This window comes from Amycolatopsis nigrescens CSC17Ta-90, from assembly GCF_000384315.1.
GTDB classification, from domain to species: Bacteria; Actinomycetota; Actinomycetes; order Mycobacteriales; family Pseudonocardiaceae; genus Amycolatopsis; species Amycolatopsis nigrescens.
Genome location: NZ_ARVW01000001.1, coordinates 5,484,945 through 5,507,883 on the forward strand (window position 1 = coordinate 5,484,945; position 22,939 = coordinate 5,507,883).

Sequence of the window (22,939 nt, forward strand, 5' to 3'; positions counted from 1 at the left end):
AGCTGAGCGATCCGGTGGGTGAAAAACTTTCGTGTCGCTGAATATAAGGAGATCTTGCGGAGGAGGGCATCCGACTTTCGTACTGAAAGCGGGGCAGGCTGTAACGCTGGGCGAACACCTCGGAGAAATGCGGCAAAACGTGCGGCCGATTACCTACGAACGGCGCTTAAGTTGTTCTTGGAAAAGGACTATTGAGCGCGTTCGATGATCGCCTTCAGGCCGGCCGTCAGCTCGCGGCCGGAGGGGGCGCGGTCCGGGTCGATCAGCCATTGCGCCATCACCCCGGTCAGCAGCGCCTGGTAGAGCGTGCCGATCCCGGTCGCCGCCTCGTCCGTCTCCTCGATGTCCTGGATCAGCGCGGCGAGGCCGAGCCTGGCCTCCTGCATGCCGTCGCTGAAGTACCGGCGCACCTCTTCGGCGTGGTCGAGCTGGGCGATGGCTTCGAAGGTGGCCACCCAGAGCGGGCGGTGGGTGGCGAACAGCTCGATGATCCGGGTCCACGCGGTCTCGAACCTGGCGAGCGGGGCTGCGTCCCGGTCCGCCGCGGTGGACAGCGCTTCGCTGAGCCCTTCGCCCCATTCCCTGGACGCCTCGATCAGCGCGGTGTTCAGCAACTTCTCCATCGAGCCGAAGTGGTAGCCGATGGACGCGAGGCTGGTGCCTGCCGCGGCCGAGATGTCGCGGGCGGTGGTGCGCGCGTAACCCTTCTCGTAGAGGCAGCGCTTTGCTCCGGCGAGCAGGTCGTCCCGGTTTCCCATGCCGCGACCCTACGACAGCGCTGGAACGACCGTCTAGGACGGGTGTTCTAGTCTTGGGGGCCTTAAGGGGCGGGCACGAGAGAGTGGAGGGTGGAGACGGCGGTGCGGGGGTCGTCGGCGTGGAAGCGGAGGCGGGTGGCGGTACCGGTGGTGCCGTCCGGCAGCCGCACGGTGACCGGTTCGGACAGCTCGACCAGCACCGTGGTCCGGTTGCCCATGATGACGCTGGCTTCCTCGTCGCCGAGCTGAACCGAGTGGCTTTCGTGGTCCTTCCCGGCCGCCCGCACGGCGGTCACCGAGGCCAGCGGGACCTCCAGGGTGAACAGCGCTCCCTGGCGCAACAGCAACCAGCCGCCGCCCGCCACATGCGGTCGGGTCACGTTGGTGGCGAGCATGCCGAGCACCTGCAGCACCGCCAGCACGTCCAGCACGTGGATCAGCGGCCACGGCACGAGCATGCCGACCACCACCGTCTCCAGCCCCAGCGCGAAGGCGATCGCGACCATCTTCGGGACCTCGTCGCGGGCGTAGCCGAGCGCGACGTCATCCGGGCCGACGCCGTGACGGCGGCGAAGCAGCCAGAACCACAGATCGCCCAGTGCGCGGATCTGGTGCAGCAGCAGGCGGCGGGGCAGGCTCATGACCCGCTCCGCTCGGCGAACAGCCGCACCGCCCGGCGGATCACCTCGGCCTGCGCCGGGGCGAACGAGCCGAGCAAGGCCGTGCCGAACGCGTCCACCGGATCGGCCGCGGCCGGAGCGATCGCGGCGGCCAGCCCCGGCGGGATCGCGCCGGCCAGCTCTTCGGCGAGCGGCGCCACCCTCGGATCGTCGGCGGTGGCGTCGCCGAGTTCGTCGAGCCGCCGGTGCAGCTCGTGCCCGGCGGCCGCGGCGGCCGGGTCGGCTGCCATCGGTCTGATCGCCGCGAGCACCCGGTCCCGCTGTTCCGGGTCCGCGCTGGTGTCCAGCAGCGCCAGCAGTTCCCGTTCCCGGACGGCCATCGGGGACGGCGGCAGCGCACCGGTGGTGCGCTCGAGTTCCCCGAACAACGCCGCCATCTCCGGTGACACCGAATCGTCGGCGTGCACCAGGCCCCCTTCGGCGCGTTCGATCAGCCGGCCGAGCCGAGCCCGGCGGTCCCGGATCAAGGCTTCCTGCCGGGCCAGGTCCTCGTCCAGCTCGGCCAGGATCTCCGCGAGGTCGCGGCCCTGATCGCCGGCGAGCGCGTCCCGGACCTCGTCCAGGCTCAGGCCGAGCTCGGTGAGCCGCCGGATCCGGGCTAGCACGATGGCGTCGCGCAGGCCGTACTCCCGGTAGCCGTTCGCCAGCCGTGCCGGTTCGGGCAGCAGACCGCGGCGGTGGTAATGCCGCACGGCGCGGGTCGATACGCCGATCATGGCGGCGAGCTCACCGATCCTCATCAGCCCAGTTAAAACCTTGACCTCGCGACAAGGTCAAGGTTCGGCGCGGAGGAACCTGGTGACGATCAGCCGGAGCATCGCGAGTTGTTCCCCGGCGTCGAAGGACGGGTCGACGGCGGCGCGGAAGAAGACCGTGTCGATCAGCGCGCTCACCCAGGTGGCCGCGAGCACCGGGTCGAGCGAGGCGTCGACCGTTCCCTGTTCGGCCGCGCGGGCGAGCAGCCCGGCCAGGCCGTCGCGGAGCGCGATGTCGTTGCGGTTCAACAGCTCGGCGAACTCCGGGTCTCGTCCCGCGTGCGCGGTCATCTCGGCGACCAGGCCGGCCACGTCCGGATAGGTGACCTGCCCGGCCTGGGTTTCGACGAGTTCGAGCACCGCGCTCCAGGCGTCTTCGGCTTCGGCGGCTTTGGCCAGCTGGGCCGCGATCTCGCGGCCGTCCTGCTCGAAGATCGCCAGGAACACCGCGCGTTTGGTGGGGAAGTAGTGGAAGAGGCTGCCCGAGCTGATGCCGGCCTCGGCGCAGATGTCCGCGGTGGTGGTCCGCTCGAACCCCTTGCGGGCGAAGCAATCCGTCGCCGCGTCCAGGATGCGCCGTCGTTTCGCCTCGTGCTTGGCCGGGTCGACGGTGCGCACGTCAGCGCTGTCCGCTCAGCCGCCAGTACTGGTGCTTCTTCTCGTCGCGGACCAGCACGCCGAGCTTGACCAGTTCGGCGCGGATCACCGAAGCCTCCTCGGACTCGTGCTTGCGCAACGCCCGCGTCCTGGCGCGGAGCAACGCGTTCGCGCCGGCCGGCAGGTCGGGCATGTCCTCCACCCAGAGCCGGTAGTCGTCGGCGAACGGGTCGCCGCCGTCCTGCCAGGGCAGTCCCTGGCCGCGGAACGCCTCCCGCAAACGTTTGCCGCTGAGGTCCGTGCTGGCCGAGGCGAGTTCGCTGCCGGACTCGTCGAGCAGCGTGAGGTTCTTCCCGGTCAGGAAGACCGCGCTGATCTCCGGCCGGGGGACCCGCTGCACCTTGCCGCCGCGCTCCAGCGCGACTTCGGCATGGCCGATCCGCACCGTGAGCAGGTCCGCGACCACCAGGTAGGCCAGCACCAGCCCGGCCGCGACGCCGATCGCGATCGCACCGAGCATGCCGAGCGGCTCGGGAATGGACTCGATCAGCTCGAGCGGCCCCTTGAACGGCACCCAGCTCAGCGAGAGCAGCCAGCCCGCCGCCAGTTTCAGCCCCCAGCCCGCCGCGCCGCCGAGAAACGGGCACACCAGCCAGGTGGCGGGCCGCAGCCACACCGGGTCCGCGACGATCGTCGCGTCACCGGTCACCTGTCGTTCAGAACTCTCCCCGACCATGCGGGCCATTATCAGAGCAGCCACTCTGTTTTAGCAAATCCGCCGCGGCTCAGGGAATCGCCAGCCCAGCCACGCGCAGTGCCTCCTCCACCCGCAGCCGTTCCAGCTCGCGGTCCATCCCTTCGGCCAGTTCGCCGAGCCGGTGCTCGACGCCGACCGCAGTGCTGGCCTGAACCAACAGCGCGTCGTACGCCTGCCGCGTACCGGTCCGCCGGGCCGCCGGCGTGCCCGGCTGGTAACCGGCGAGCAACCGGTGCACCCGGCGCAGGTCCGCGGCCAGCGTCTGGATCGGTGGGCCGGCCGGGGACGGCCGCACCGGGCGCAACCGCCGCGACAGCAGGCGGGCCAGCGCCGGCGCGCGCAGGATCGCCCAACCCGCTGCGGTCGGCAGCACCGCGATGACCGCATACAGCAGCACGTTGGCGAGCGGGAAGGAAGCCGCGCCGGCCATGTCTCATGCTAACTCCGCGGGCCTGGCCGGGAAATCCGGAAAATGGCAGCGTTCCGGCCGAAGTTGTCATCGCTGTACGGTTGGCGCATGTCGGCCGAACAAACCGCCGGGCGTCGTCGGCCCACCCGCGCCCAGACCCGTCGTCGGCTGCTCGACGCGGCCGCGGCGGTGTTCGCCGAGCGGGGTATCGGCGGCACCTCGATCAACGACATCTCGGCCGCCGCCGGGCTGACCAAAGGCGCCTTCTACTCCAGTTTCGCCGGCAAGGACGAACTGGTGCTGGCGCTGATGGAAGAACACCTGGTGGCCAGGGTGGACGCCGCGACGGCCGCCTTCGCCGAACTGGGCGACGTCGGCGAAGCGGCGCACGAGGCGGGCGCCAGGCTGCTGCTCGCGGTGCACCAGGACGCGACCTGGCACCGGCTTTTCCTGGAGTACTGGGGCGCGGCGATGCGCGATCCCGAGGTGCACGCCGGCCTGGCCGAACGGCGGGCCCAGCTCCGGCGCGCGATGACCGAAGCGATCCAGCGGGCCGCGGACGTCCGGCGGCTCACCCTGCCGTTGCCCGCCGAAGAGCTGGCCGTCGCGATGCTGGCCCTGTCCAACGGGTTCGCCATCGAGCGCGGGATCGACCCGGACGCCGTGCCGGAGCGGCTGTTCGGCACCGTGCTCGCCAGGCTCATCGGCGACGCCTGAGGAGTCCACTGAGGACGGTTGTGCTCAGCGTATCCGGTGCAGCCAGAGCCGCCAGACGATCAGCGTCGGCACGCCGGCGACGAGCAGGGTGCCGATCACGATCAGCACCGGAGAGGATTGCTGCGCCCCGAGCACCATGACCACCAGCCCGGCCGCGATGGTGGTCAGGATGCCGAGCACCCCGACTACCGCGGCCGGTAGCCGCATCGGCCGTAGCTCGGCCAGCCTGTCGGCGAGCCTCGGATCGTCCTCAGCCAGCCGGCGTTCGATCTCGGCCAGTCGGCGTTGTTCCTCATCATGAAGTGTCATCGCCTGCACCACCTCCAGCCATTATCGCCCTCGAGCGCCGTCGTGTCACGGTGTCCCTTGCCAGTGTGTGCCCTTCTGCCGGTCGGGGCCCGCTGAGACGAAGGTATTGAGTCCTTTGGCGGTCATCCGCGGCTACGGAACGTGCGAATGTGAACACGGTGCACGGCTGTTCGGCGCGAAGGGGCGTGGTTCGGTGGCCGGAGTTCTGGGTCGTGTGCTCGCCACGATCGTGCTGGTGCTCTCCGTCGTGGTGGATCCGGGCTCCGCCGTCGCGGACGAATCCCCGCGGCTGTACACCAATCCGATCTCCGCCGCCGCGGCGGACACCTTCGCCGACCCCGTGCTGATCCGCGGCAAGGACGGCTTCTGGTACGCGGTGAGCACCAGCGACCCGTTGCGGGAAGGCGAGATCTTCCGGCACCAGCTGCCGATCCTGCGCTCCGCCGACCTGACCACCTGGGAGCACGTGGCGGACGTGTTCAGCACGGCCACCCGGCCCGTCTGGATGGCGCCGGACGCAGAGCTGTGGGCCCCGGACATCCGCTATGTGGACGGGCGGTACCTGCTGTACTTCATGGTCACCGACACCAATCTGTACCCGGGCGGGGACTCGGCCATCGGGGTGGCCACCGCGGACAGCCCGGTCGGGCCGTGGTCCGACGCGGGCGGCCCGCTGGTGGCGCCGCGGCCGGACACCGAGGGTGGTTTCAAGTGGACCTTCGACCCGGCCATGTTCACCGATTCCGACGGCACGCGCTGGCTCTACTACGGCTCCTACCTCGGTGGGCTGGTCGTGGTGCCGCTGTCCGCGGACGGGCTGCGCGTGACCGGCGAGGAGATCCAGATTTCGACCAGCCACCGGTACGAAGGCGCGTACGTGGTGCGTCACGGCGACTGGTACTACCTGTTCGGCTCAGCCTCGAACTGCTGCGCCGGTCCCACTGCCGGCTACAGCGTGTTCGCCGCCCGCGCGCGCGGCCCAGCGGGACCGTTCATCGACCGCGACGGCGACTCGCTGCTCGAATCGCGGACCGGCGGCACCCCGGTGCTCCAGCCGAACGGCAACACCTGGATCGGCACCGGGCACAACGCGATGATCCGTGATACCGCCGGCCAGGAATGGCTGGTCTACCACGCGATCGACCGCGACGATCCCTACCTGAACCGGCCCTTCGTCGACGTCGAGCGGCCGATGCTGCTGGACCGGCTGGACTGGATCGACGACTGGCCGGTGGTGCGGGCCGGTGCGGGAGCCTCCGACGGTCCGCAGCGCGCACCGGTGGTCGCCGGGCCGGTCGGCGACCGGTTCGAGCGGTCCGGGCTCGGGCCGGGCTGGCGCACACCGGCCCCTGGCTGGGCGGTGCTTCCCGCCACCGGCACCGATTCCGGCGGCCTGCTGCGCCACGGCGGTCCCGGCCGGGACCGGTTGTGGTCCACCGCGCGGATTCCGGCGGACCTGCAGTTCGATGTGGATCTCCGGCTGCCGCGGGAAGAGGGCGCGGCCGGGGTCACCGTGCGGCTCGGCGCCGATGGCGAAGAGGTGACGGCCACCATCGACCGGCGAGCGGGCGCGCTCGTGGTGGACCTGTACTCCGGCGGCGGGCACGATCGGCGGGCCACCCCGCTTCCCCGCGATTTCCGTTACGGCACTTGGCATACGCTCTCCGTCCGGATCGACGGCCGGACGCTGACCGCGAGCGTCACCGAGGACAGGCTCGGCAATCCGGTGGCACAGCAGGCCCGTTCGGTGCCACCGAGACCGCGCGACGGCGCGCTGGCGCTGACCGCCGACGGCGCGGCCGAACTGGACAACGTGTCGGCCGCACCCGCCGCCCGCCTCGGCCGGAACCCGGTGCCCACCCCGGAACCCGGCCGGCTGGACCGGTCCCGTTCCGACGAGTTCGGCACCGTGCTGGACCCGGCGTGGCGGTGGGTGCGTCCCGACCCGGCCGCGACGGTGGCCGGCGGGGCACTGCGCTGGCCGGCGCAGGCCGCGGATCTGGTCGGCACCACGAACAACGCCGGGGTGTTGCTGCGGGACGCCCCGGACGGCGACTACCTCGTGGAGACCAAGCTCGGCCTCGCCCTCGGCGAGGACTCCACGCGCAACTACCAGCAAGCCGGCCTGATCGCTTACGCCGGCGACGACGATTTCGCCCGGCTGAGCCAGGTCGCCATCTGGAACACCCGGCAGCTCGAGTACGGCCGCGAACTTCCTTACGCCGGCGCGCTTTCCTTCGGCGGCATGGCGCTCACCGCACCGGCGGAGACCACCTGGCTCCGGCTCGCGCACAGCGTCGGCGAGACCGGCGAGCACCGGTTCCGAAGCGCGGCGAGCCGCGACGGCGAGCACTGGACCTGGGGCGGTACCTGGACTTTCCCGGCCGGGCCCGCGCCGCGGATCGGGCTGGTGGCACACGGCGGGGACACCCCGCCGGTGACCGCGGTCTTCGACTACTTCCGGGTCTACCGCCGCTGAACGACCGGACGGCGGCAGACGTAGCTGATCGCCGGTGGCGTGTTGCGCCACACCACGCTGGTGACCAGCACCTCGTCGAACAACGAGCGCAGCAGGGCGCGGAACCGCCTTGCCGGGGCCAGCGGCAGCGCGTGCAGGTAGGCGAAGGTGGTGAAGGTGCCGTCGGGGGTCAGCGCGCCGGTGACCTCGGCCAGGATCCGCTCCTGGCGCCCGGTACCGACCAGTGCCCAAGGCAGCCCGCTGACCACCGCGTCCACCCGCCCGACCCCGTGCACCGCGAGCAACGCGCGCAGGTCGGCGGCGTCGCCGTAGGACACCTCAAGTTCCGGCCTGGTCCGGCGCAGGTACTCGACGAGTTCCGGGTCGATCTCCACGGCGAGCTGACGGCCGCCTTCGGGCAGCCGCCTGGCGATGGCCGCGCTGACCGAGCCGGTGCCCGGCCCGAGCTCCACCACGGTGGGCAGGCCGAAGCTGGGCACCACCGAGGCGAGCCGGTCGGCGAGGGTGGCCGAGCTGGGCGCGATCGCGCCGATCACGGCGGGCCGGCGGGCGGCCGCGGAGACGAAGGTGCGCAGGTCCTGTGCGGTGCTGGTCATGATGATCACGGTGGCCGCGACCGCATCTTCACGCCTCCGCCTGCCGGCCGGGTTCGCGGCCGGCAGGACGACCCGGTCTCCTCCTTCGGCAGGAGGCGTGCCAGTAGGGGATCGCTTAGCGTCGAGACGTGCTCATCAAGCAGGTTCTCATCATTCCGGGCAGGTTCGTCCCGCTCGCCGTGGCGGCGGCCGCGGTCGCCCTGCTGCCCGGCGAACCGCCCGGTGCGCTCGACTGGACCGTTGCGCTGGTCTCGGCGGTGCTGACCATCGGCGGCGGCACCTGGCCGCTCGCCGTCGCGCTGGCGCAGTCGGCGTTGCTCGCGCTGGCCGTGCCGGGTACCACGGTCGGCCGGGAAGTGGTGCAGGTGCTGGCCGCGTGGGCGGTGCTGGAACTGGTGATGCGGCGCGGCGAACGTAGCCCGGTGGCCGCGCCGACGGTGCTCGCCACGCTGGCGCTCGCCGCGGCGACCGCGTTCCACGCCTGGCGGGGCAGCGGTGGTGACTTCGCGGTCAGCGTGTTCTGGGTGGTCGTGGTGGCCGGCGCCGCCACCGGACTAGGGGTGCACATGTGGTCCCTGCGACTGTGGATGACCCGGTACTTCGCCAAGGCGCACGAAGCCGAGCGGCTTCGGGAGTCGGAGACGATCGCGGCCCGTGCCACCGAACGCACCGCCATCGCCCGCGAACTGCACGATCTGGTCGCCCACCACGTCGCCTCGATCGTGTTGCGGGTGGGGGTGGTCCGGCACGTGGTCGCGGATGCCGACCCGCGGGTGACCAGTGTGCTGGATGACGTGCACGCGACCGCGGACTCGGCGCTGGCCGACCTGGCCGAGTTGGTCGGCGTGCTGCGCGACCCGGCGACCGTGCGCGACGACCCGCACCAGCCGATGCTGGACCCGGCCGACCTGCCCGCCGCGTTGACCGACGTGGTGGACCGGATCCGGCGGTCCGGCCTGCCAGTGCGGGTCGAGCTGGACCCGCGGGTCACCGAGCTGGACGCGATCCGCCGGCTGGCCGTGCTGCGGATCGCGCAGGAGGGGCTGACGAACGCGCTGAAACACGCCGACCGGGCGACCGGGGCGCGGCTGCGGGTGGCGCTCGACGATTCCGGCGGGGTGCGGGTGGAGGTGTCCGATGACGGGGCGGCTCCGCGGGAAACCGCGCCGCCTGGCGGTTTCGGCCTGATCGGCCTCGGCGAGCGGGTGGAGCTGGCCGGCGGCACGCTGACCGCCGGGCCGGGCGCGGAAGGCTGGCTGCTGGTGGCCGAGCTGCCGCCGGTGCACTCGGAGGCGCACCGGTGATCCGGGTGCTGCTCGTGGACGACCAGCAGTTGGTGCGGGCCGGGCTGCGCATGCTGTGCGACTCCAGCGACGACATCGAGGTGGTGGGGGAGGCCGCGGACGGGAACGAGGCCGTCCAGCTCGCCGCGCGGTTGGTGCCCGACGTGCTGCTGATGGACCTGCGCATGCCGAGAATGAACGGGATCAGCGCGACCGAACGAATTCTGCGTGCGCACCCGGCTGCCCGCGTCGTCGTGCTGACCACCTTCGACGACGACGATCACCTCTATCCCGCGCTGAACGCCGGCGCCTGCGGGTTCCTGGCCAAGAACGCCGCCCCGGCCGAGCTGCTGGACGCGATCCGCCGCGCCGCGGCCGGGGACAACCCGTTCAGCCCGGCCGTGCTGCGGCGGCTGGTGGACCAGGCGATGCGATCGAGGACCACCCGGGACGACGACCCGAAGCGGAGGCTGGACGGGGTCACCGAGCGGGAACGTTCGGTGCTGGCGCTGGTCGGCGCCGGGCTGCCGAACGCCGACATCGGCCTCCAGTTGCACCTCGGCGTCACCACGGTGAAGACGCACGTGGCGAATCTGATGCTGAAAACCGGTTGTGCGAACCGGGTCCAGCTCGCCGTACTCGCCGCCCAATGCGGCCTGCTCTGACCCTTACCCGCGAGTCCCACGTTCGCGCATCGCGAGTCCCACGTTCGCGCATCGCGAGTCCCACGTTCGCGCATCGCGAGTCCCACGTTGGCGCATCGCGAGTTCTGCGTGAGGGGGTTAGTGGGGGCGGAGGCCGGAGAGGAGGCGGCGGGTGAGGGTGGCGCATTCGTCGCGGACGCGGGGCTTGTCGGCTTCTTTCGCGTCGGCGAGGCTGCTGCCCATCGCACCCAGCAGGGCGAACAGGAAGCGGGTGGTCAGCTCCATCGGGCTTTGCTGGATATAGCTCGCATCCATCAGCGACCGGACGAACTGCTCGGTCAGGCCGTACGCGTACTTCTCTTCGCATTGCTTCCAGCGGTCCCAGCCGAGGGCGACCGGGCCTTCCTGCCAGACCAGCTTGCCGTACACCGGGTCGCAGCACTGCTCCAGGAACGCGTCGAGCCCGATCAGCGCGGCTTCCCAGGCGTCCGTCGCTTCGGAGGCCGCGCTCGCGACCCTGCCCATCGCGGTGATCTCCAGTGCTTCCAGCACGGCTTCGAACAGTTCCCGTTTACTGGCGAAGTGGTGGTAGACCGCGCCTCTGGTCACCTGGGTGGCGGAGGCGACGTCTTCCAGCGCGGTGCCGGCGAACCCGCGTTCGGCGAACAGGGCGGTCGCCGTCTCCAGCAGGGCGGCGCGGGTCGCCTCGGAGTACTGCTCCCGGCGGCTCTTGACAGCGGACATACGCTGAGTTTATCGACATACACAGAGTATGTGACCACCGCAAAGTAGGTGAACCATGACCGACAGCGCCGTCACGTTCGAGTTCAACCCCTTCGCACCGGGATTCGCCGAGGATCCCTACCCCCACTACGCGGAGCTGCGCGCCGCCGCGCCGGTGCACGAACACCCGCTCGGGTTCTGGATCCTTTCCGCGCACGAGGACGTGGCCTCGCTGCTGCGTTCCGGGCACTCGGTCGACGCGCAGCACGCCAGGCCGGGCCCGCTGCGGGAGATGATCGAGGCCGCCTACGGCGAGCGCGGTCAGCGCATGCGTGGGCTGTCCATGCTCGATGTCGACCCGCCGGACCACACCAGGCTCCGCAAGCTGGTCTCCAAGGCCTTCACCCCACGCGCCGTCGCCGCGCTGGAACCGCGGATCGTCGAGCTGGTGGACGAGGCGCTGGACCGGATCGCCGCCGCCGGGAACGCGGACGTGGTCGCCGAACTGGCCTTCCCGCTGCCGTTCGCGGTGATCTCCGAAATGCTCGGCATGCCACCGGTGGACCACGTCCGGCTGCGCGAGCTGACCGGCACCGTGGTGCGCTCGCTGGAGCCGGTGGTCGACCCGCAGGTGCACGCCGCGATCGCGGACGCCGACCGGGAGCTTTCCGTGATCGGCGCGGAGGTGATCGACTGGAAACGCCGCAACCCCGGCGAAGACCTGCTCACCGCGCTCATCGCCGCCGAGGACGACGGGGACGTGCTCAGCGACGACGAGCTGGTGGCGCAGGTGCTGCTGCTCTACATCGCCGGGCACGAGACCACCGTCAACCTGATCGGCGGCGGCATCCTCGCCCTGCTGCACGACCGCGCCCAGCTGGAACTGCTGCGCGACCGCCCCGACCTCGGCGGCAACGCGGTGGACGAACTGCTCCGGTTCGACAGCCCGGTGCAGATGAGCAGGCGGATCACCCTGGAGCCGTACCCGGTGCGCGGGTATGAGATCCCGGCTGGCAGCTTCGTGCTGGCCGGGCTCGCGTCGGCGAACCGCGACGAGGAGTTCTGGGGCGCCGACGCCGGCGAGCTGCGGCTGGACCGGGAGAACGCGCGACAGCACGTCTCCTTCGGCGCCGGCCCGCATCACTGCCTCGGCGCGTCGCTGGCCCGGCTGGAGGGACGGGTGGCGATCGAGCGGTTCGCGCGGCGCTTCCCGGCCGCCGAGATCGGCGACCTGCACTGGAACGGCCGGATCAACCTGCGCGGCCTGGACACCCTCTCGGTGACCGTTTAGGCACCGCGTTCGAGCGCCGTTGACGGGGGGTCAGCGGCGCTCGAACGTGCTCGGCGCGAAGGTCAGAGCCGGGCAACGATCTCGATGGTGAGGTGCAGCCGCCGGCCGGTCATGCCCTTGGCGGCGGTCACCCCGAACGCGTAGCGGTCGATCGTCGTCGTCGCGCGGGCGGTGAGCGTCCTGCCGTCGCCGGACACGGACTGGCCGGGCAGCTCGACTGCCCGGCGCGCCGAGGCTACTGCGTGCCGACCTTGCGGTCCGCCCACTCGACGACCGCCCGGTGGTAGTCGGGCGCGTTGGGCGCGTAGTTGATCGCGTGCCCGTAGCCCTGCAGGGCATAGGTGTTCAGGTCCGCGGCCGGCGAGTAGTACGCCGCCTCGGTCCGTTTGATCCCCTCCGCGGACGAGCAGTCGGTGGCGAGCAGGCCGCAGAAGACGCTGTCCTGCCCCAGCGCGATCATCACCGGCGCGTCGATCAACTTCGAGTACGGCAGGATCACGCCGAGCGGGAACAGGTCAACCGCCTGGGTGTGCACCGAAGTGTCCTTTGTGGCCTCATCGAAGGCGATGGCGCCCTCCACCATGGGCCCTGGCTTGTGGAAGATCGAGTAGCGGGTGTTCGGCAAGGTGGTCAGGTAGGCGAGATCGTGGCCGTCGCCGGCGAACTTGGGATCGAGGAACGCCGGGAGCGTCGCGGCGAAGATCGGCACCGCGCCGCCGACGTTCAGCCGGTGCGCCAGCCCGGTGACCAGCACGCCGTCCACGTCGTGGAAGGTCGCCGCCTCCACGATGGCCACCCCGGAACCGAAGGAATGCCCGCCAAGGATCACCTTTTCGAACCGCGGCCCCTTTTCACCGGACTTCAGCATCTGGACCACTTCGTGCACGGACCCGGCCTCGGTGATCGTGGTCAGCAGCACGCTCGGCGGCACCGAACTGCGGCCGGTGCCGAGCCGGTCGAGCGCGAGGGTGGCGTATCCGGCCCTGTTCATGGCCAGCCGGTACGACCGTTTTTCCGGCTCGAACCCGATATCCCAGTACGTGCTGTTGTAGGTGCCACCGGGAATGAGCACCTGAACTGTTTCCGAACCACCGGCCGGCACGCACAGGTTGCCGTGCATCGTTTGCGGGGTACCGAGCAGGGTCACCGGAAAATACATCTCCCGGCAGGTCGGCTCGGCCGCCAGTGCTGGCGCGGGAGCCGGCAGAAAAGCGAGTGCCACCACCGCGAGTCCGGCGGCCAGGCAACGGCGGATCGAAACGCTCTTCCGTCCACCGCGGAACCGGTACACAGGATTTACCTCCGGTAATATAGTTGTTCGGATAAATCTAAAGATGTGGCACCGCGGTCATCGGCATCCGGCTCGGGTAGGCCGCCGAGGTGACCTTGGTCCGCACCGGCTTGCCCGGCACCGGAACAAGCCGCCAGCCTGCCATGATGGTCGCCGCAGCAACGGTTATCTCGGTCTGCGCGAACGCTTTGCCGATGCACTGGCGGGTGCCGGCGCCGAACGGGATGAACGCGCCTCGCGGTATTCGCGCGGCCCGTTCCGGCAGCCAGCGATCGGGGTCGAACCGGTCCGGGTCCTCGTGGTACCTCGGGTCGAAGTGCAGCGAGTACGGGCTGAACATGAACTCGGTGCCCGCGGGCAGCCTGGTTCCGCCGAGTTCGACGTCCACCAGCGCGCGGCGCATCAGAATCCAGATCGGGTACATCCGCAGGACTTCGTCCACGACCCGGCGGGTGTACTCCAACTTCGGCACGTCGTCGAAGGTCACCGGGCGCCCGGCCAGCACCTCGTCCAGTTCGGCCCGCACCCGCCGCTCGACCTCCGGATGCCGGGCGATCTCGTGGAAGAACCAGGTCAGCGCGACCGCGCTGGTCTCGCTGCCCGCGGTGAGCAGGGTGATCACCTCGTCGTAGACCTGCTGGTCCGTCATGCCTTCGCCGGTGTCCTCGTCCTGCGCGAGCATCAGCATGGACAGCAGGTCGCCGCGGTCCTCGCCGTCCGCCCGCCAGGCCGCGATCACCTCGAACACGATCCGCCGCAGCCGTTCGATGGCTTGGTCGAACCGCCGGTTGGCAGGGATCAGCGGCACCCGCTCGAAGATCTTCGGCGACAGTGCCCGGATCATGCCTTCCTTGAGCACCACCGGAATCGACCGGCGCGCCTCGGCGATGGCCCGCTTGCCCAGTTCAGTGGAGAAGAGCGTCTCGCCGACGACCGTGATGGCGAGGTGCTGCATGTCGTCGTCCACTTGGCGGACCTCGCCGGCGCGCCAGCCTGCGGTCAGCTCGGCGGAGACCCGGACCATCGTGTCCACGTAGCAAGCGAGCCTGGTGTGGTGGAACGCGGGTTGCACGAGCCGCCGCTGACGCAGGTGAAAGGCGCCCTGCGACATGACGAGCCCGTTGCCCATAAACGGCCGGAACCGGTCGAAAATGGCGCCCTTCGAAAAACTGGTTCCTTCGCTGACCAGCACGCGATTAACCAACTCGGGGCTGGTCAGGAAATACGTCCGCAGCGGGCCGAGATAGATCTCCACCAGGTCGCCGTGTTCGCGCAGGGAAGAGGTGTACCCGACCCGATGCCGCAACATCGACGGGGTGTGTCCGAGAAAGATCCAACGGCCGGGCGCGACCGGGACGCTCATTCTCTCTCCTCAGCAGAGGGAAACGGATGTGCCACCTTAGGCGCTGCCCGGTGGGTAGCGACAGCACCCCATCGGCTGACATGCCGTCACACCGATGGATCAATCGTCCGCGTGTGGCGGCTCGGTAGGCTCTCCGGCACAAAAGTGAATGAGGGACGTGAGATGACACAACAGCAGGACTGGGTTCCACCGGGTATCGACACCACGACCCCGAGCAGCGCCCGGACGTACGACTGCCTGCTGGGGGGTGCGCACAATTTCCAGGCCGACCGGGAAGCCGCGGTGCAGGCCGAAAAGATCATGCCCGGCATCCGGGACGTGGCCAGGCTGAACCGCGCGTTCCTCGGCCGGGTGGTCCGGAGCATGATGGCCGAGGGCGTCCGGCAGTTCCTCGACATCGGCTCCGGCATCCCGACCGTGAACAACGTGCACCAGGTCGCCGAGCGGATCGACCCGGAGTGCCGGGTGGTGTACGTGGACCGCGACCCGATCGCGGTGGCGCACAGCAGGTTGATCCTCGCCGCCAACGAACGCGCCGCGATCGTGCACGCGGACTTCCACGACCCGGACGAGATCTTCGCCAGTCCCGAGGCGCGCCGGCTGCTCGATCTCGACGAGCCGGTCGGGGTGCTGATGGTGGCCCTGCTGCACTGGATCCCGGACGGTGACCGCCCGACCGAACTGCTCGCCGAGTACCGGCGGCGCGTCCCGGTCGGGAGCTACCTGGCGATCTCGCATCTGAGCAGCGACCAGCGGGCCGAGCGGATCGACAGCGCGGTGGGCATGTTCAACCGCGCCAAGGGACGTGACCAGGCGACCACCCGGACCTACGACGAGGTCGAGGCGATGTTCGGGGACTTCGAGCTGATCGAGCCGGGACTGGTCGGCTGCGCGCTGTGGCGGCCAGGCGGGCCTGGCGACATCTCTGACGATCCCGATGCCAACGCGCAGATCTACGGCGGTGTCGCCAAGAAGACCCGGTAGCGCAGGGCTTTCAGACGCTGCGCAGCACCGAAACGACGGTGCCGAGCACCACGGCCTTGTCGCCGTCGATGACCTCGTAGTCGGGGTTGCGCGGTTCGAGGTAAACGTGGCCGTTGCGGCGGCGGTACACCTTGACGGTGGCCTCGTCGTCGATCATCGCGGCGACGATCTGGCCGGAATGGGCCTCGGGCTGCTGCTTCACCACGACGATGTCGCCGTCGCAGATCGCGGCGTCGATCATCGAGTCACCACGCACCCGCAGGCCGAAAACGGTGCCGCGCCCGGTGAGCCCGCGGGGCAGCGTCAGCATGTCGTCGACGTGCTCCTCGGCCGAGATGGGCGTTCCCGCCGCGATGTGGCCGACCACGGGCACGGACACCGAGTCGTCGGCGGGCTCCCGGGTGGACGGTTCGCCGAGGAACGCGCGCACGTCGATCGGCCGGGACATCGTGTCGCTGCGCCGCAGGAAACCCTTTTCCTCCAGGCTCGTCAGGTGCTTCGACACCGAGGACGAGGACCGCAGGCCGACCGCGTCGCCGATCTGCCGGGTGCTCGGCGCGTATCCGTACCGGACCACCCAGTCCCGGATGGTGACCAGGATCCGCTGCTGACGGGGCGGCAGCGCCGCGGTGTCCAGGTGCTCGAAGAGGTCAAGATCGTGGTAGGCGGTCACCCGCGGAATGGTAGAGGCTCGCACCCTCGCCGTTTATCGAGGTCCGGGCTTGGCTAGGTGCCGGTCCCGTACGCGGCGAGGAAGACACGGGCGCCCTCGTCGGCGAACTCGTCCAGCTCGGCCTTCGTGCCGGCGGCCGCATTGCCCATGAACGCGGTGCGCTGCAACGGGATCGACACGACGAGCCAGGTGAACAGGAAGGCCGCGCGCCCGGGGTCGTCGACCTTGAGCAGGCCGCGCTCGGTCAGTCGGGTCAAGGTTTCCGCCAGCAGGCCGGTCGTCCGCACCCAGCTGCGTTCGTAGTACTGGCGGCCCACCTCGGGGAACCGGTCCGCCTCGGCCATCACCAGGCGGCGCATCTGGAGCACCTCGGGGTTCATGATCCCGGCGACCGTGACGCGGGCATGCTGCCGCAACGCGGTCCCGAGGTCGTCGGTCTCGGCGAGGGCGAGGATGTGCGGCCGGAAGTACTCGTAGCCGCGGTCCACTGTTTCGAGGACGACCGCCGCGAACAGCTCTTCCTTGTCGGCGAAGTACTGATACACGGTCCGCTTGGACGCGCCGGCCGCCGCGGCGACCGCGTCCATGCTGGTGCCGAGGTAGCCGTGCGTGGTGAACACCTTTCGCGCGGCGGCCACGATCTCGGCACGCTTGGCGGCCGACCGCTCCTCGCGGCGCCCTGTCATGGGAAGCCCCCCTTGACTCCGGAAACTACCCGGTTTAGTTTCCTCTTATGAACACTAGCCAGTGTAGTTTTCTCATCCAGTACTCCGCCAGACCGGGCGGTGTGAGATGACCGTCATCGCCGCGATCCTGACCTCGGCGGTCGCATCCTTCGTGATCAGCAGCGTCTGGTACTCGGTGCTGGACCGCGACCGCGCCGCGGACGGCCGCCCGTCCCCGCTGCAGATTGTCGCCGAGTTCGGCCGCAGCGCGCTGGTGGCGGGTGCCATCGCCGGGTTGGCGAAGGCCATGGACATCGCGACGATCGGCCCGATGCTGCTGCTCGCGCTGGTGCTGTGGGCGGCGTTCCCGTTCGTGCTGCTGTCCGGATCTGTCATGTGGGACAAGGTTCCGGTGGCCACAGCGGCCCGGCATGGCGGAGACTGGCTGATCAAGCTGCTCGCCGTGGGCATCATCGTCGGTCTGTGGCTGTAGGGGAGGGCATCGTGAGTTACCAGAAGGACCCGCGCGTCGACGACTACATCGACAAGCTGCCGGACTGGCAGCAGGAAATCTGCCACCAGGTGCGCGACATCGTGCACGCGGCCGACCCCGAGGTCGTCGAGACGATCAAGCGGACGGTCCAGCCCTACTTCGTGCTGAACGGCAACATCTGCGCGCTGCTCGCCGCGAAGAACCACGTGAACGTGTTCCTCTACGATGGCGGCATCGTCCCCGACCCGGAGGGCATCATCACGGCCGGGCACCAGAACAAGACCGCCAGGATGATCTCCTACTACGAGGGCGAGCCGATCAACGTGCCCGCACTCAGCCAGCTTCTCAAGCACATCATCGCGAACAACCGCGCCGGCGGCTGGCGAAAGATTATTGCCGCGAGGAGCCCGAAATGACCTGTGTGACGTCGAAGGATGGCACGTCGATCGGCTACCAGCGCGCCGGAGCCGGTCCGGCGGTGCTCCTGGTGGGCGGCGGGCTCGATGACGGTTCGGAGAACGAGGCGCTCGTCCCGGAGCTGGCGCGGAACTTCACCGTCTTCAACTACGCGCGCCGCGGCCGGGGCGACAGCGGCGACACCCTCCCGTACGCGGTAGCGCGTGAGATCGAGGACATCGACGCGCTGATCAGCGAGGCCGGTGGGTCGGCGCACCTGTTCGGCGCCTCGTCGGGCGGGGCGCTCGCACTCGAGGCGGCCGCCGCCGGACTCGCCGTCGACCGGATCGCCGTGTACGAGGTTCCGTACATGGACAACGACGTGGCGGCAGAACAGTGGTCGGAGTACGTCGGCCGGCTGACCGCGGCGCTAGCCGACGGCCAGCGCGGCGACGCGCTCGAACTGTTCATGCGCCTGGCGGGCTCGTCGGACGAAGACATCGCCGGAGCGCGCGCCTCGTCGTTCTGGCCCAGCCTGGAAGCACTCGCCCCCACGCTCGCCTACGACGCGGCCTGCCTCGGCGACGGACGGCCACCGGTCACCCGGCTGGCGACCATCACCCAGCCGGCACTGGTGGCGACCGGCGGCATCCCGGACCCGCAGCTGGGAGGCCTGCAACCCGGCTTCTTCGACGCGGCCGCGGACGCGATCGCCGCGGCACTTCCCACGGCAGAGCGCCGGATCATCGAGGGCCAGACCCACGTGGCCGACCCGAAGGTGCTCGCCGGCGTGCTCGAGCAGTTCTTCACCCCATGACACAGGTCATGAGGCTTGTTCGGCTCCGGTCATCATGGCGACCATGCTGTGCGGTGCGTCGTCACCGAACATGATCTTGTAGATGTCGTCGTCTCCTGCTTCGGCGGCCGCGCGGGTGAGCATGATCCGTTCGTATTCGGCGAGCGCGGTCTCCACGTCGTGGGGGTGCGCGATGATGGCCTGACCGAGTTCGGCACCGTCCAGCATGGCCAGGTTGGCGCCTTCGCCGTTCGGTGGCATGAGGTGGGCGGCGTCGCCGAGCAGGGTGACCCCCGGCGCACGATCCCAGCGGTGCCCGATCGGCAGCGTGCAGAGGCGGCGCAGGACCGGTGGGGTATCGCTGTCGGTGATCAGGGCGGTGAGCTCGGGGGCCCAGCCGTCGAACTCCTCGACGACCCGCGCGGTCACGGTTGCGGCATCGGTGAAATCAATGCCGGCGAGCCAGTCCGGTGGCTTCAGCAGTTGCGTGTACGTGTGCAGGGTCCCGCCGCTCTCCCGATGAGCCAGGATTCCCCTGCCCGGCGCGAGCGCGAAAAGCGATCCGGCGCCGACCGCCTTCGCGGCGGCGGAATGGCGGGTGTCACCGTCGAACAGGAAGGTCTCGATGACTGAGACGCCGGCGTACTCGGGAGTGGCGTCGGAGAGCAACGGACGAACCCGCGACCACGCGCCGTCCGCGCCGACGAGCAGGCTTGTGACGACGGTGCTGCCGTCGGCCAGGCTCACCTCGTAGCGACCTTCGTCCAGCGCCCGCACACCGGTCACCTTGTGTCCCCATCGGACGACATCGTGCGGAAGCGAATCGAGCAGCAGCTGCCGCAGCTCGCCGCGCTGCACCTCGGGACGCTCGCCGGTGCCGTCGTCTCGCCGGTCGAGCAGCACGGTCCCGTTCCGGTCGAGGACCCGGTAGGACTCGCGGCCCTCCAGGATGAGCTTGCGAAATCCCTCGGTCAGGCCGGCCGCTTCGAGTGCCGGCTGGCCGTTCCAGGGGTGGATGTCGAGCATCCCGCCCTGACGGCGCGAGGTCGGCGAGGACTCCGCCTCGTAGACCGTGACCGGGATGCCGTGCCCGTGCAGGACGCGGGCCAGTACCAGACCGCCGAGGCCGGCACCGATGATCGTGACCGGTGTGGTCATGGTGTTGCTCCCAAGAGGTTCGTTGGATCGCTACTCCAACAACTTAGCACGGCTTTGGATCGGCGATCCAACAATGCAATAATGACGCCCATGGCGAAGAAGGCTCAACGGCGCACGGACGGGCTGTCCAAGGAGCTGATCGTCAAGGTCGCGACCGACCTTCTCGACGCCGGCGGCGAGACCGCGCTTACTTTCCGCACCCTCACCACCCGGCTGAACACCGGCTACGGGGCGATCTACCACCACGTCGCGAACAAGAGCGACCTGCTCGCGGCGGCCACCGACGAGATCATCGCCCGCGTGATGACCGGCGTGGTCACCGATGCGGAGCCGAGGGAAGCGCTGCGTACCGTCGCACTGGGTCTGTTCGACGCGATCGACGCACACCCCTGGGTCGGCGCTCAACTCTCCCGGGAACCGTGGCGCCCCGCACTGCTGGAGATCTACGAGAGCATCGGCAGCCTGCTCGACGCGCTCAACGTTCCCGAGCGGTCGCTCTTCGATGCCGCGGGCGCGCTCGTCAACTACGTCCTCGGCGTCGCCGGGCAGAATGCCGCGAACGCCAGGGTCCTCACCTGCAGCGATGCGGACCGATCGGTCTTCCTGGCCACCATCGCTGCGCAATGGGCACAGCTCGACCCCGGCCAGTACCCGTTCGTGCACAAGGTGGCGACGCAGCTGCGCGAGCACGACGACCGCGAACAGTTCCTCTCCGGCATCGACATCTTCCTGGCCGGTATCGCGACCCTTCGCTAGGGATGTCCTTCCCGGTCAGGTGCTCGGCACCGCGACCGATCTCACCAGCACCTGGTCCAGGACGTCGGCGAGGAACCGCGCCGGGTCCGGAACCGGTGCCGCGACCCGCATCGCGACGATCGCGTCCGGTCGCACGAGCAGGGCCCCGTCGTCGGACAGCCACGGTGCGGCGATCCGGTGCGCCGGCAGGCCGGCGTCCGCCGCGGCGGCGAGCCACTCCTCGCCCGCGGCGCCCACCAGCAGGGTCCACCGGGACGCGACCAGATCGAGCGTGGAAACCCCGTCGACCCACGCGTGGGGCACCCGTGAACCCGGCGACCCGTCCAGCGCCACCGCCAGGTCCACAGTGGACGGAAGTTGCGGCCGCGGGTCGATGACGGCGGCCGAGTCGTACCGCTGGCCGAGGTGCACGACCGGCGCCGCCCACACCCCTGCGGCTGCCCTGGCGGCGTCGGCCTCAGGTCCGCGCCCCCAGTGCAGCGCCGGGTCGGCGAGCCTGCGCATCGCCTGGTCCTGCGTCGCCGCGGCAACCGGCTCGCGCTCCTGCGCGTAGGTGTCGAGCAGCCCGGCGCCCGCCTCGCCCTGGTGCACGGCGGCCAGCTTCCACGCCAGGTTGTGCGCGTCGGCGACCCCGGTGTTGAGGCCGAACGCGCCCATCGGCGACACGGTGTGCGCGGCGTCGCCGACGAGGAACACGCGGCCGACGGCGAAGCGGTCGGCCAGGGAGCTCCGGGGTCGCCAGGGGAGCACGCTGCGCACCTCGACGTCGAGGTCGGGGTCGCCGACCGCCGCCTGGACGATCGTGGCGCAGCGCTCGTGCGTGAAGTCCTCGGGACGCTCGCCCCCATCGACGTCGCAAGCGACGTGGAGGACCCAGTTCGTCTCGCCGTCCACGGTCGCCAGCAGGCCGGGCGCCTCCGGCGTGGTGATCGTGCAGGTGGCGAAGGACATTCCACGCAGATGGGGCCGGAGGTCGGCGCGGAACAGGATGTTGATCATCGACTTGCCCAGGTCGCCGGCCCCGGAGGTGGCCACGCCGAGCGCGGTCCGCACGGTGCTGTGCGCGCCGTCCGCGGCCACCACGCGCGCGCAGCGCAACGAGTAGCGGCCGTCGGGCCCCTCCAGCTCGACGTCGACCCCGTCCGCGTCCTGCGCGATCCCGACCAGGCTGGTCGACCAGCGCAGATCCGCTCCGCGGCGCGCCAGGTCGGCTGCCACCACGGCGTCGAGGCGGTCCTGCGCGCAGACGCCGCGCAGCCTGAACGGCGTCGTGTCCAGTTCAGTGGCCGAGGGGGCCGGCATGGGCACGGTCATGACGTCGCCAGTGCCCATCTCGACGACGGTCCGCGCCACCGCCTTGCCCGCGCCGCCCCGGAGGTCGACCGCGGCGGCGTCGACGGCGGTGTCGAGCCCGAGCTCGCGGAGGACCTCGACGGTGCGCGCCGCGATGCCGGTGGCGCGCGGGTGGACCGACGGCCCGGACCGGCGTTCGGCGAGCACCGCGGGGACGCCGTGGTGGCTGAGCAGCGCCGCGGTGAGCAGTCCGACGCTGCCGCCTCCGACCACGAGCACTGGCAATTCTGGATACGCTGTTGCTGTCATGGTTACAGCGTAGCCATAAGTTAGGATGCAGGTCAACGAAGAAAGGAACAACTCGATGACCGAACCCGCTCCTTGGTCGGTGTGGACAAGGCCTCGCCCCGAACCGCGCCGGCGCGCGCCGGGGGTGGACCAGTACGTGGCCGCCGCACTGGCCGTCGCCGATGCGGAGGGTTTGGCCGCGGTGTCGATGCGCCGGGTCGCGGGCGACCTCGGTTCCGGGACGGCCACCCTCTACCGCTACATCACCAACCGCGACGAACTGGTGGACCTGATGATCGACGCGGCGCAGGGCGAGGACCCGCTCCCCGAGCCCTCGCGGGACTGGCGCGCCGGCCTGGCCGCGGTCGCGCACGCGCTGCGCGCGACCCTGCTGCGGCATCCGTGGTTGGCGGGCGAACTGACGGGCAGGCCCTCGCTCGGCCCCAACTCGTTGCGGCGGTCCGAATCCGCGCTGCGCGCCGCTGTCGCGCTCACGCCCGACATCACCATGGCCTCGCAGGCACTCGGTGCCGTGCGCGCGTACGTGCTGGGCTCGGTGGCCACCCAGCAGGCCGCCCGGCGCGCCGAGCAGCGCACCGGCCTGACCGAGGAGCAGTGGCAGCGCAGCGTCGGCCCCTACATCCGCGAGGTCATCGCGGCGGGCGAGCACCCGATGCTCGCCCGCCGCGTGCACGAAGCCGAGGAACTCGAGCCCGACGTCGAGTTCGCGTTCGGCCTGGACTGCGTGCTCGACGGTCTCGCGGCCCGAATGGGTCGCTGACCGA

General features: G+C 70.3%; 27 protein-coding genes. 11 read left to right on the forward strand and 16 right to left on the reverse strand.

Annotated elements, in window-relative coordinates:
- Window positions 1–188: 188 nt before the first annotated feature.
- The 6 genes from AMYNI_RS0126070 to AMYNI_RS0126095 all read right to left on the reverse strand — a co-directional run bounded on the left by AMYNI_RS0126070 (window position 189) and on the right by AMYNI_RS0126095 (window position 3,977).
- On the reverse strand, window positions 189–758 hold the full coding sequence (locus AMYNI_RS0126070; protein ID WP_020671015.1) for a TetR/AcrR family transcriptional regulator: 570 nt from the start codon (window positions 756–758) through the stop codon (window positions 189–191).
- A gap of 62 nt (window positions 759–820) precedes the next feature.
- Complete coding sequence (locus AMYNI_RS0126075; protein ID WP_020671016.1) at window positions 821–1,399, reverse strand: hypothetical protein; 579 nt, start codon at window positions 1,397–1,399, stop codon at window positions 821–823.
- Window positions 1,396–2,178: a MerR family transcriptional regulator gene (locus AMYNI_RS0126080; RefSeq protein WP_020671017.1), complete on the reverse strand. Its 783-nt coding sequence runs from the start codon at window positions 2,176–2,178 to the stop codon at window positions 1,396–1,398. The genes AMYNI_RS0126075 and AMYNI_RS0126080 overlap by 4 nt, the downstream gene beginning before the upstream one ends.
- Window positions 2,179–2,211: 33 nt before the next feature.
- Window positions 2,212–2,811, reverse strand: a complete 600-nt coding sequence (locus tag AMYNI_RS0126085; RefSeq protein ID WP_020671018.1) for a TetR/AcrR family transcriptional regulator — start codon at window positions 2,809–2,811, stop codon at window positions 2,212–2,214.
- Between the two features lies 1 nt (window position 2,812).
- On the reverse strand, window positions 2,813–3,526 hold the full coding sequence (locus AMYNI_RS0126090; RefSeq protein ID WP_040407333.1) for a YqeB family protein: 714 nt from the start codon (window positions 3,524–3,526) through the stop codon (window positions 2,813–2,815).
- A gap of 49 nt (window positions 3,527–3,575) precedes the next feature.
- Window positions 3,576–3,977: a hypothetical protein gene (locus tag AMYNI_RS0126095; protein ID WP_020671020.1), complete on the reverse strand. Its 402-nt coding sequence runs from the start codon at window positions 3,975–3,977 to the stop codon at window positions 3,576–3,578.
- Window positions 3,978–4,064: 87 nt separating this feature from the next.
- Here AMYNI_RS0126095 and AMYNI_RS0126100 point away from each other — a divergent pair, with 87 nt between their 5' ends.
- Window positions 4,065–4,673 carry a TetR/AcrR family transcriptional regulator gene (locus tag AMYNI_RS0126100; protein ID WP_020671021.1) on the forward strand — a complete coding sequence of 203 codons (609 nt, stop codon included), beginning with the start codon at window positions 4,065–4,067 and terminating at the stop codon, window positions 4,671–4,673.
- A 24-nt stretch (window positions 4,674–4,697) separates the two neighbouring features.
- On the opposite strand, the gene AMYNI_RS0126105 is transcribed toward AMYNI_RS0126100, so the two are convergent.
- Window positions 4,698–4,982 (reverse strand): DUF3040 domain-containing protein, encoded by a 285-nt coding sequence (locus AMYNI_RS0126105; RefSeq protein ID WP_040407335.1) that lies wholly within the window; start codon window positions 4,980–4,982, stop codon window positions 4,698–4,700.
- A gap of 193 nt (window positions 4,983–5,175) precedes the next feature.
- Between AMYNI_RS0126105 and AMYNI_RS0126110 the strand changes: the two genes are divergently transcribed.
- Window positions 5,176–7,461, forward strand: a complete 2,286-nt coding sequence (locus AMYNI_RS0126110) for a glycoside hydrolase family 43 protein (RefSeq protein WP_026360939.1) — start codon at window positions 5,176–5,178, stop codon at window positions 7,459–7,461.
- Here the strand turns inward: AMYNI_RS0126110 and AMYNI_RS0126115 are convergent.
- Entirely contained in the window at window positions 7,449–8,057 is a 609-nt protein-coding gene (locus AMYNI_RS0126115; protein ID WP_211225512.1) for a class I SAM-dependent methyltransferase, read from the reverse strand. The genes AMYNI_RS0126110 and AMYNI_RS0126115 overlap by 13 nt on opposite strands.
- A 128-nt stretch (window positions 8,058–8,185) precedes the next feature.
- Here AMYNI_RS0126115 and AMYNI_RS45415 point away from each other — a divergent pair, with 128 nt between their 5' ends.
- Together AMYNI_RS45415 and AMYNI_RS0126125 are read left to right on the forward strand one after the other, a co-directional pair.
- Window positions 8,186–9,361 carry a sensor histidine kinase gene (locus tag AMYNI_RS45415; protein ID WP_020671025.1) on the forward strand — a complete coding sequence of 392 codons (1,176 nt, stop codon included), beginning with the start codon at window positions 8,186–8,188 and terminating at the stop codon, window positions 9,359–9,361.
- A complete protein-coding gene (locus AMYNI_RS0126125) occupies window positions 9,358–10,005 on the forward strand; it encodes a response regulator transcription factor (RefSeq protein WP_020671026.1) in 648 nt (215 codons plus the stop codon). The genes AMYNI_RS45415 and AMYNI_RS0126125 overlap by 4 nt, the downstream gene beginning before the upstream one ends.
- Before the next feature lie 117 nt (window positions 10,006–10,122).
- On the opposite strand, the gene AMYNI_RS0126130 is transcribed toward AMYNI_RS0126125, so the two are convergent.
- Window positions 10,123–10,728 carry a TetR/AcrR family transcriptional regulator gene (locus AMYNI_RS0126130; RefSeq protein ID WP_020671027.1) on the reverse strand — a complete coding sequence of 202 codons (606 nt, stop codon included), beginning with the start codon at window positions 10,726–10,728 and terminating at the stop codon, window positions 10,123–10,125.
- A gap of 55 nt (window positions 10,729–10,783) precedes the next feature.
- Here AMYNI_RS0126130 and AMYNI_RS0126135 point away from each other — a divergent pair, with 55 nt between their 5' ends.
- Complete coding sequence (locus AMYNI_RS0126135) at window positions 10,784–11,998, forward strand: cytochrome P450 (protein WP_020671028.1); 1,215 nt, start codon at window positions 10,784–10,786, stop codon at window positions 11,996–11,998.
- 62 nt (window positions 11,999–12,060) lie between these two features.
- Here AMYNI_RS0126135 and AMYNI_RS49815 read toward each other — a convergent pair whose 3' ends face one another.
- The 3 genes from AMYNI_RS49815 to AMYNI_RS0126150 are packed head-to-tail and all read right to left on the reverse strand — an operon-like array spanning window position 12,061 to window position 14,652.
- A complete protein-coding gene (locus tag AMYNI_RS49815; protein ID WP_211225513.1) occupies window positions 12,061–12,264 on the reverse strand; it encodes a hypothetical protein in 204 nt (67 codons plus the stop codon).
- Entirely contained in the window at window positions 12,234–13,289 is a 1,056-nt protein-coding gene (locus AMYNI_RS0126145) for an alpha/beta hydrolase (RefSeq protein WP_020671030.1), read from the reverse strand. Before AMYNI_RS0126145 ends, AMYNI_RS49815 begins: the two co-directional genes overlap by 31 nt.
- 37 nt (window positions 13,290–13,326) lie before the next feature.
- A complete protein-coding gene (locus AMYNI_RS0126150; RefSeq protein ID WP_020671031.1) occupies window positions 13,327–14,652 on the reverse strand; it encodes a cytochrome P450 in 1,326 nt (441 codons plus the stop codon).
- Between the two features lie 162 nt (window positions 14,653–14,814).
- On the opposite strand from AMYNI_RS0126150, the gene AMYNI_RS0126155 reads away from it, so the two are divergent.
- Window positions 14,815–15,636, forward strand: coding sequence for an SAM-dependent methyltransferase (locus tag AMYNI_RS0126155; RefSeq protein WP_020671032.1), 822 nt, complete (start codon window positions 14,815–14,817; stop codon window positions 15,634–15,636).
- A gap of 10 nt (window positions 15,637–15,646) precedes the next feature.
- On the opposite strand, the gene lexA is transcribed toward AMYNI_RS0126155, so the two are convergent.
- Both lexA and AMYNI_RS0126165 read right to left on the reverse strand, forming a co-directional pair.
- A complete protein-coding gene (lexA, locus tag AMYNI_RS0126160; RefSeq protein ID WP_020671033.1) occupies window positions 15,647–16,309 on the reverse strand; it encodes a transcriptional repressor LexA in 663 nt (220 codons plus the stop codon).
- 53 nt (window positions 16,310–16,362) lie between these two features.
- On the reverse strand, window positions 16,363–16,995 hold the full coding sequence (locus tag AMYNI_RS0126165; RefSeq protein ID WP_020671034.1) for a TetR/AcrR family transcriptional regulator: 633 nt from the start codon (window positions 16,993–16,995) through the stop codon (window positions 16,363–16,365).
- Window positions 16,996–17,101: 106 nt separating this feature from the next.
- Between AMYNI_RS0126165 and AMYNI_RS0126170 the strand changes: the two genes are divergently transcribed.
- Genes AMYNI_RS0126170 through AMYNI_RS0126180 form a run of 3 tightly spaced genes read left to right on the forward strand, consistent with a single transcriptional unit; the run spans window position 17,102 to window position 18,680 of the window.
- On the forward strand, window positions 17,102–17,467 hold the full coding sequence (locus AMYNI_RS0126170; RefSeq protein ID WP_020671035.1) for a DUF1761 domain-containing protein: 366 nt from the start codon (window positions 17,102–17,104) through the stop codon (window positions 17,465–17,467).
- 11 nt (window positions 17,468–17,478) lie between these two features.
- A complete protein-coding gene (locus AMYNI_RS0126175) occupies window positions 17,479–17,883 on the forward strand; it encodes a DUF1801 domain-containing protein (protein ID WP_020671036.1) in 405 nt (134 codons plus the stop codon).
- Window positions 17,880–18,680, forward strand: coding sequence for an alpha/beta fold hydrolase (locus tag AMYNI_RS0126180; RefSeq protein WP_020671037.1), 801 nt, complete (start codon window positions 17,880–17,882; stop codon window positions 18,678–18,680). Before AMYNI_RS0126175 ends, AMYNI_RS0126180 begins: the two co-directional genes overlap by 4 nt.
- A gap of 6 nt (window positions 18,681–18,686) precedes the next feature.
- On the opposite strand, the gene AMYNI_RS0126185 is transcribed toward AMYNI_RS0126180, so the two are convergent.
- Window positions 18,687–19,817: an FAD-dependent oxidoreductase gene (locus AMYNI_RS0126185; protein WP_020671038.1), complete on the reverse strand. Its 1,131-nt coding sequence runs from the start codon at window positions 19,815–19,817 to the stop codon at window positions 18,687–18,689.
- A 90-nt stretch (window positions 19,818–19,907) separates the two neighbouring features.
- Between AMYNI_RS0126185 and AMYNI_RS0126190 the strand changes: the two genes are divergently transcribed.
- Window positions 19,908–20,573 (forward strand): TetR/AcrR family transcriptional regulator, encoded by a 666-nt coding sequence (locus AMYNI_RS0126190; RefSeq protein WP_020671039.1) that lies wholly within the window; start codon window positions 19,908–19,910, stop codon window positions 20,571–20,573.
- Window positions 20,574–20,588: 15 nt separating this feature from the next.
- Here the strand turns inward: AMYNI_RS0126190 and AMYNI_RS0126195 are convergent, their stop codons facing one another.
- A complete protein-coding gene (locus tag AMYNI_RS0126195; RefSeq protein WP_040405968.1) occupies window positions 20,589–22,175 on the reverse strand; it encodes an FAD-dependent monooxygenase in 1,587 nt (528 codons plus the stop codon).
- Window positions 22,176–22,230: 55 nt separating this feature from the next.
- Between AMYNI_RS0126195 and AMYNI_RS0126200 the strand changes: the two genes are divergently transcribed.
- Window positions 22,231–22,935, forward strand: coding sequence for a TetR/AcrR family transcriptional regulator C-terminal domain-containing protein (locus tag AMYNI_RS0126200; RefSeq protein ID WP_084628710.1), 705 nt, complete (start codon window positions 22,231–22,233; stop codon window positions 22,933–22,935).
- Window positions 22,936–22,939: the final 4 nt, after the last annotated feature.

Bases quoted from the DNA above. Each gene is read 5' to 3' on its own strand.
- AMYNI_RS0126070 (WP_020671015.1), bottom strand. From the start codon at position 758: ATGGGAAACCGGGACGACCTGCTCGCCGGAGCAAAGCGCTGCCTCTAC.
- AMYNI_RS0126075 (WP_020671016.1), bottom strand. From the start codon at position 1,399: ATGAGCCTGCCCCGCCGCCTGCTGCTGCACCAGATCCGCGCACTGGGC.
- AMYNI_RS0126080 (WP_020671017.1), bottom strand. From the start codon at position 2,178: ATGAGGATCGGTGAGCTCGCCGCCATGATCGGCGTATCGACCCGCGCC.
- AMYNI_RS0126090 (WP_040407333.1), bottom strand. From the start codon at position 3,526: ATGGTCGGGGAGAGTTCTGAACGACAGGTGACCGGTGACGCGACGATC.
- AMYNI_RS0126095 (WP_020671020.1), bottom strand. From the start codon at position 3,977: ATGGCCGGCGCGGCTTCCTTCCCGCTCGCCAACGTGCTGCTGTATGCG.
- AMYNI_RS0126100 (WP_020671021.1), top strand. From the start codon at position 4,065: ATGTCGGCCGAACAAACCGCCGGGCGTCGTCGGCCCACCCGCGCCCAG.
- AMYNI_RS0126105 (WP_040407335.1), bottom strand. From the start codon at position 4,982: ATGACACTTCATGATGAGGAACAACGCCGACTGGCCGAGATCGAACGC.
- AMYNI_RS0126115 (WP_211225512.1), bottom strand. From the start codon at position 8,057: ATGACCAGCACCGCACAGGACCTGCGCACCTTCGTCTCCGCGGCCGCC.
- AMYNI_RS0126130 (WP_020671027.1), bottom strand. From the start codon at position 10,728: ATGTCCGCTGTCAAGAGCCGCCGGGAGCAGTACTCCGAGGCGACCCGC.
- AMYNI_RS0126135 (WP_020671028.1), top strand. From the start codon at position 10,784: ATGACCGACAGCGCCGTCACGTTCGAGTTCAACCCCTTCGCACCGGGA.
- AMYNI_RS0126150 (WP_020671031.1), bottom strand. From the start codon at position 14,652: ATGAGCGTCCCGGTCGCGCCCGGCCGTTGGATCTTTCTCGGACACACC.
- AMYNI_RS0126155 (WP_020671032.1), top strand. From the start codon at position 14,815: ATGACACAACAGCAGGACTGGGTTCCACCGGGTATCGACACCACGACC.
- AMYNI_RS0126165 (WP_020671034.1), bottom strand. From the start codon at position 16,995: ATGACAGGGCGCCGCGAGGAGCGGTCGGCCGCCAAGCGTGCCGAGATC.
- AMYNI_RS0126170 (WP_020671035.1), top strand. From the start codon at position 17,102: ATGACCGTCATCGCCGCGATCCTGACCTCGGCGGTCGCATCCTTCGTG.
- AMYNI_RS0126180 (WP_020671037.1), top strand. From the start codon at position 17,880: ATGACCTGTGTGACGTCGAAGGATGGCACGTCGATCGGCTACCAGCGC.
- AMYNI_RS0126185 (WP_020671038.1), bottom strand. From the start codon at position 19,817: ATGACCACACCGGTCACGATCATCGGTGCCGGCCTCGGCGGTCTGGTA.
- AMYNI_RS0126190 (WP_020671039.1), top strand. From the start codon at position 19,908: ATGGCGAAGAAGGCTCAACGGCGCACGGACGGGCTGTCCAAGGAGCTG.
- AMYNI_RS0126195 (WP_040405968.1), bottom strand. From the start codon at position 22,175: ATGACAGCAACAGCGTATCCAGAATTGCCAGTGCTCGTGGTCGGAGGC.
- AMYNI_RS0126200 (WP_084628710.1), top strand. From the start codon at position 22,231: ATGACCGAACCCGCTCCTTGGTCGGTGTGGACAAGGCCTCGCCCCGAA.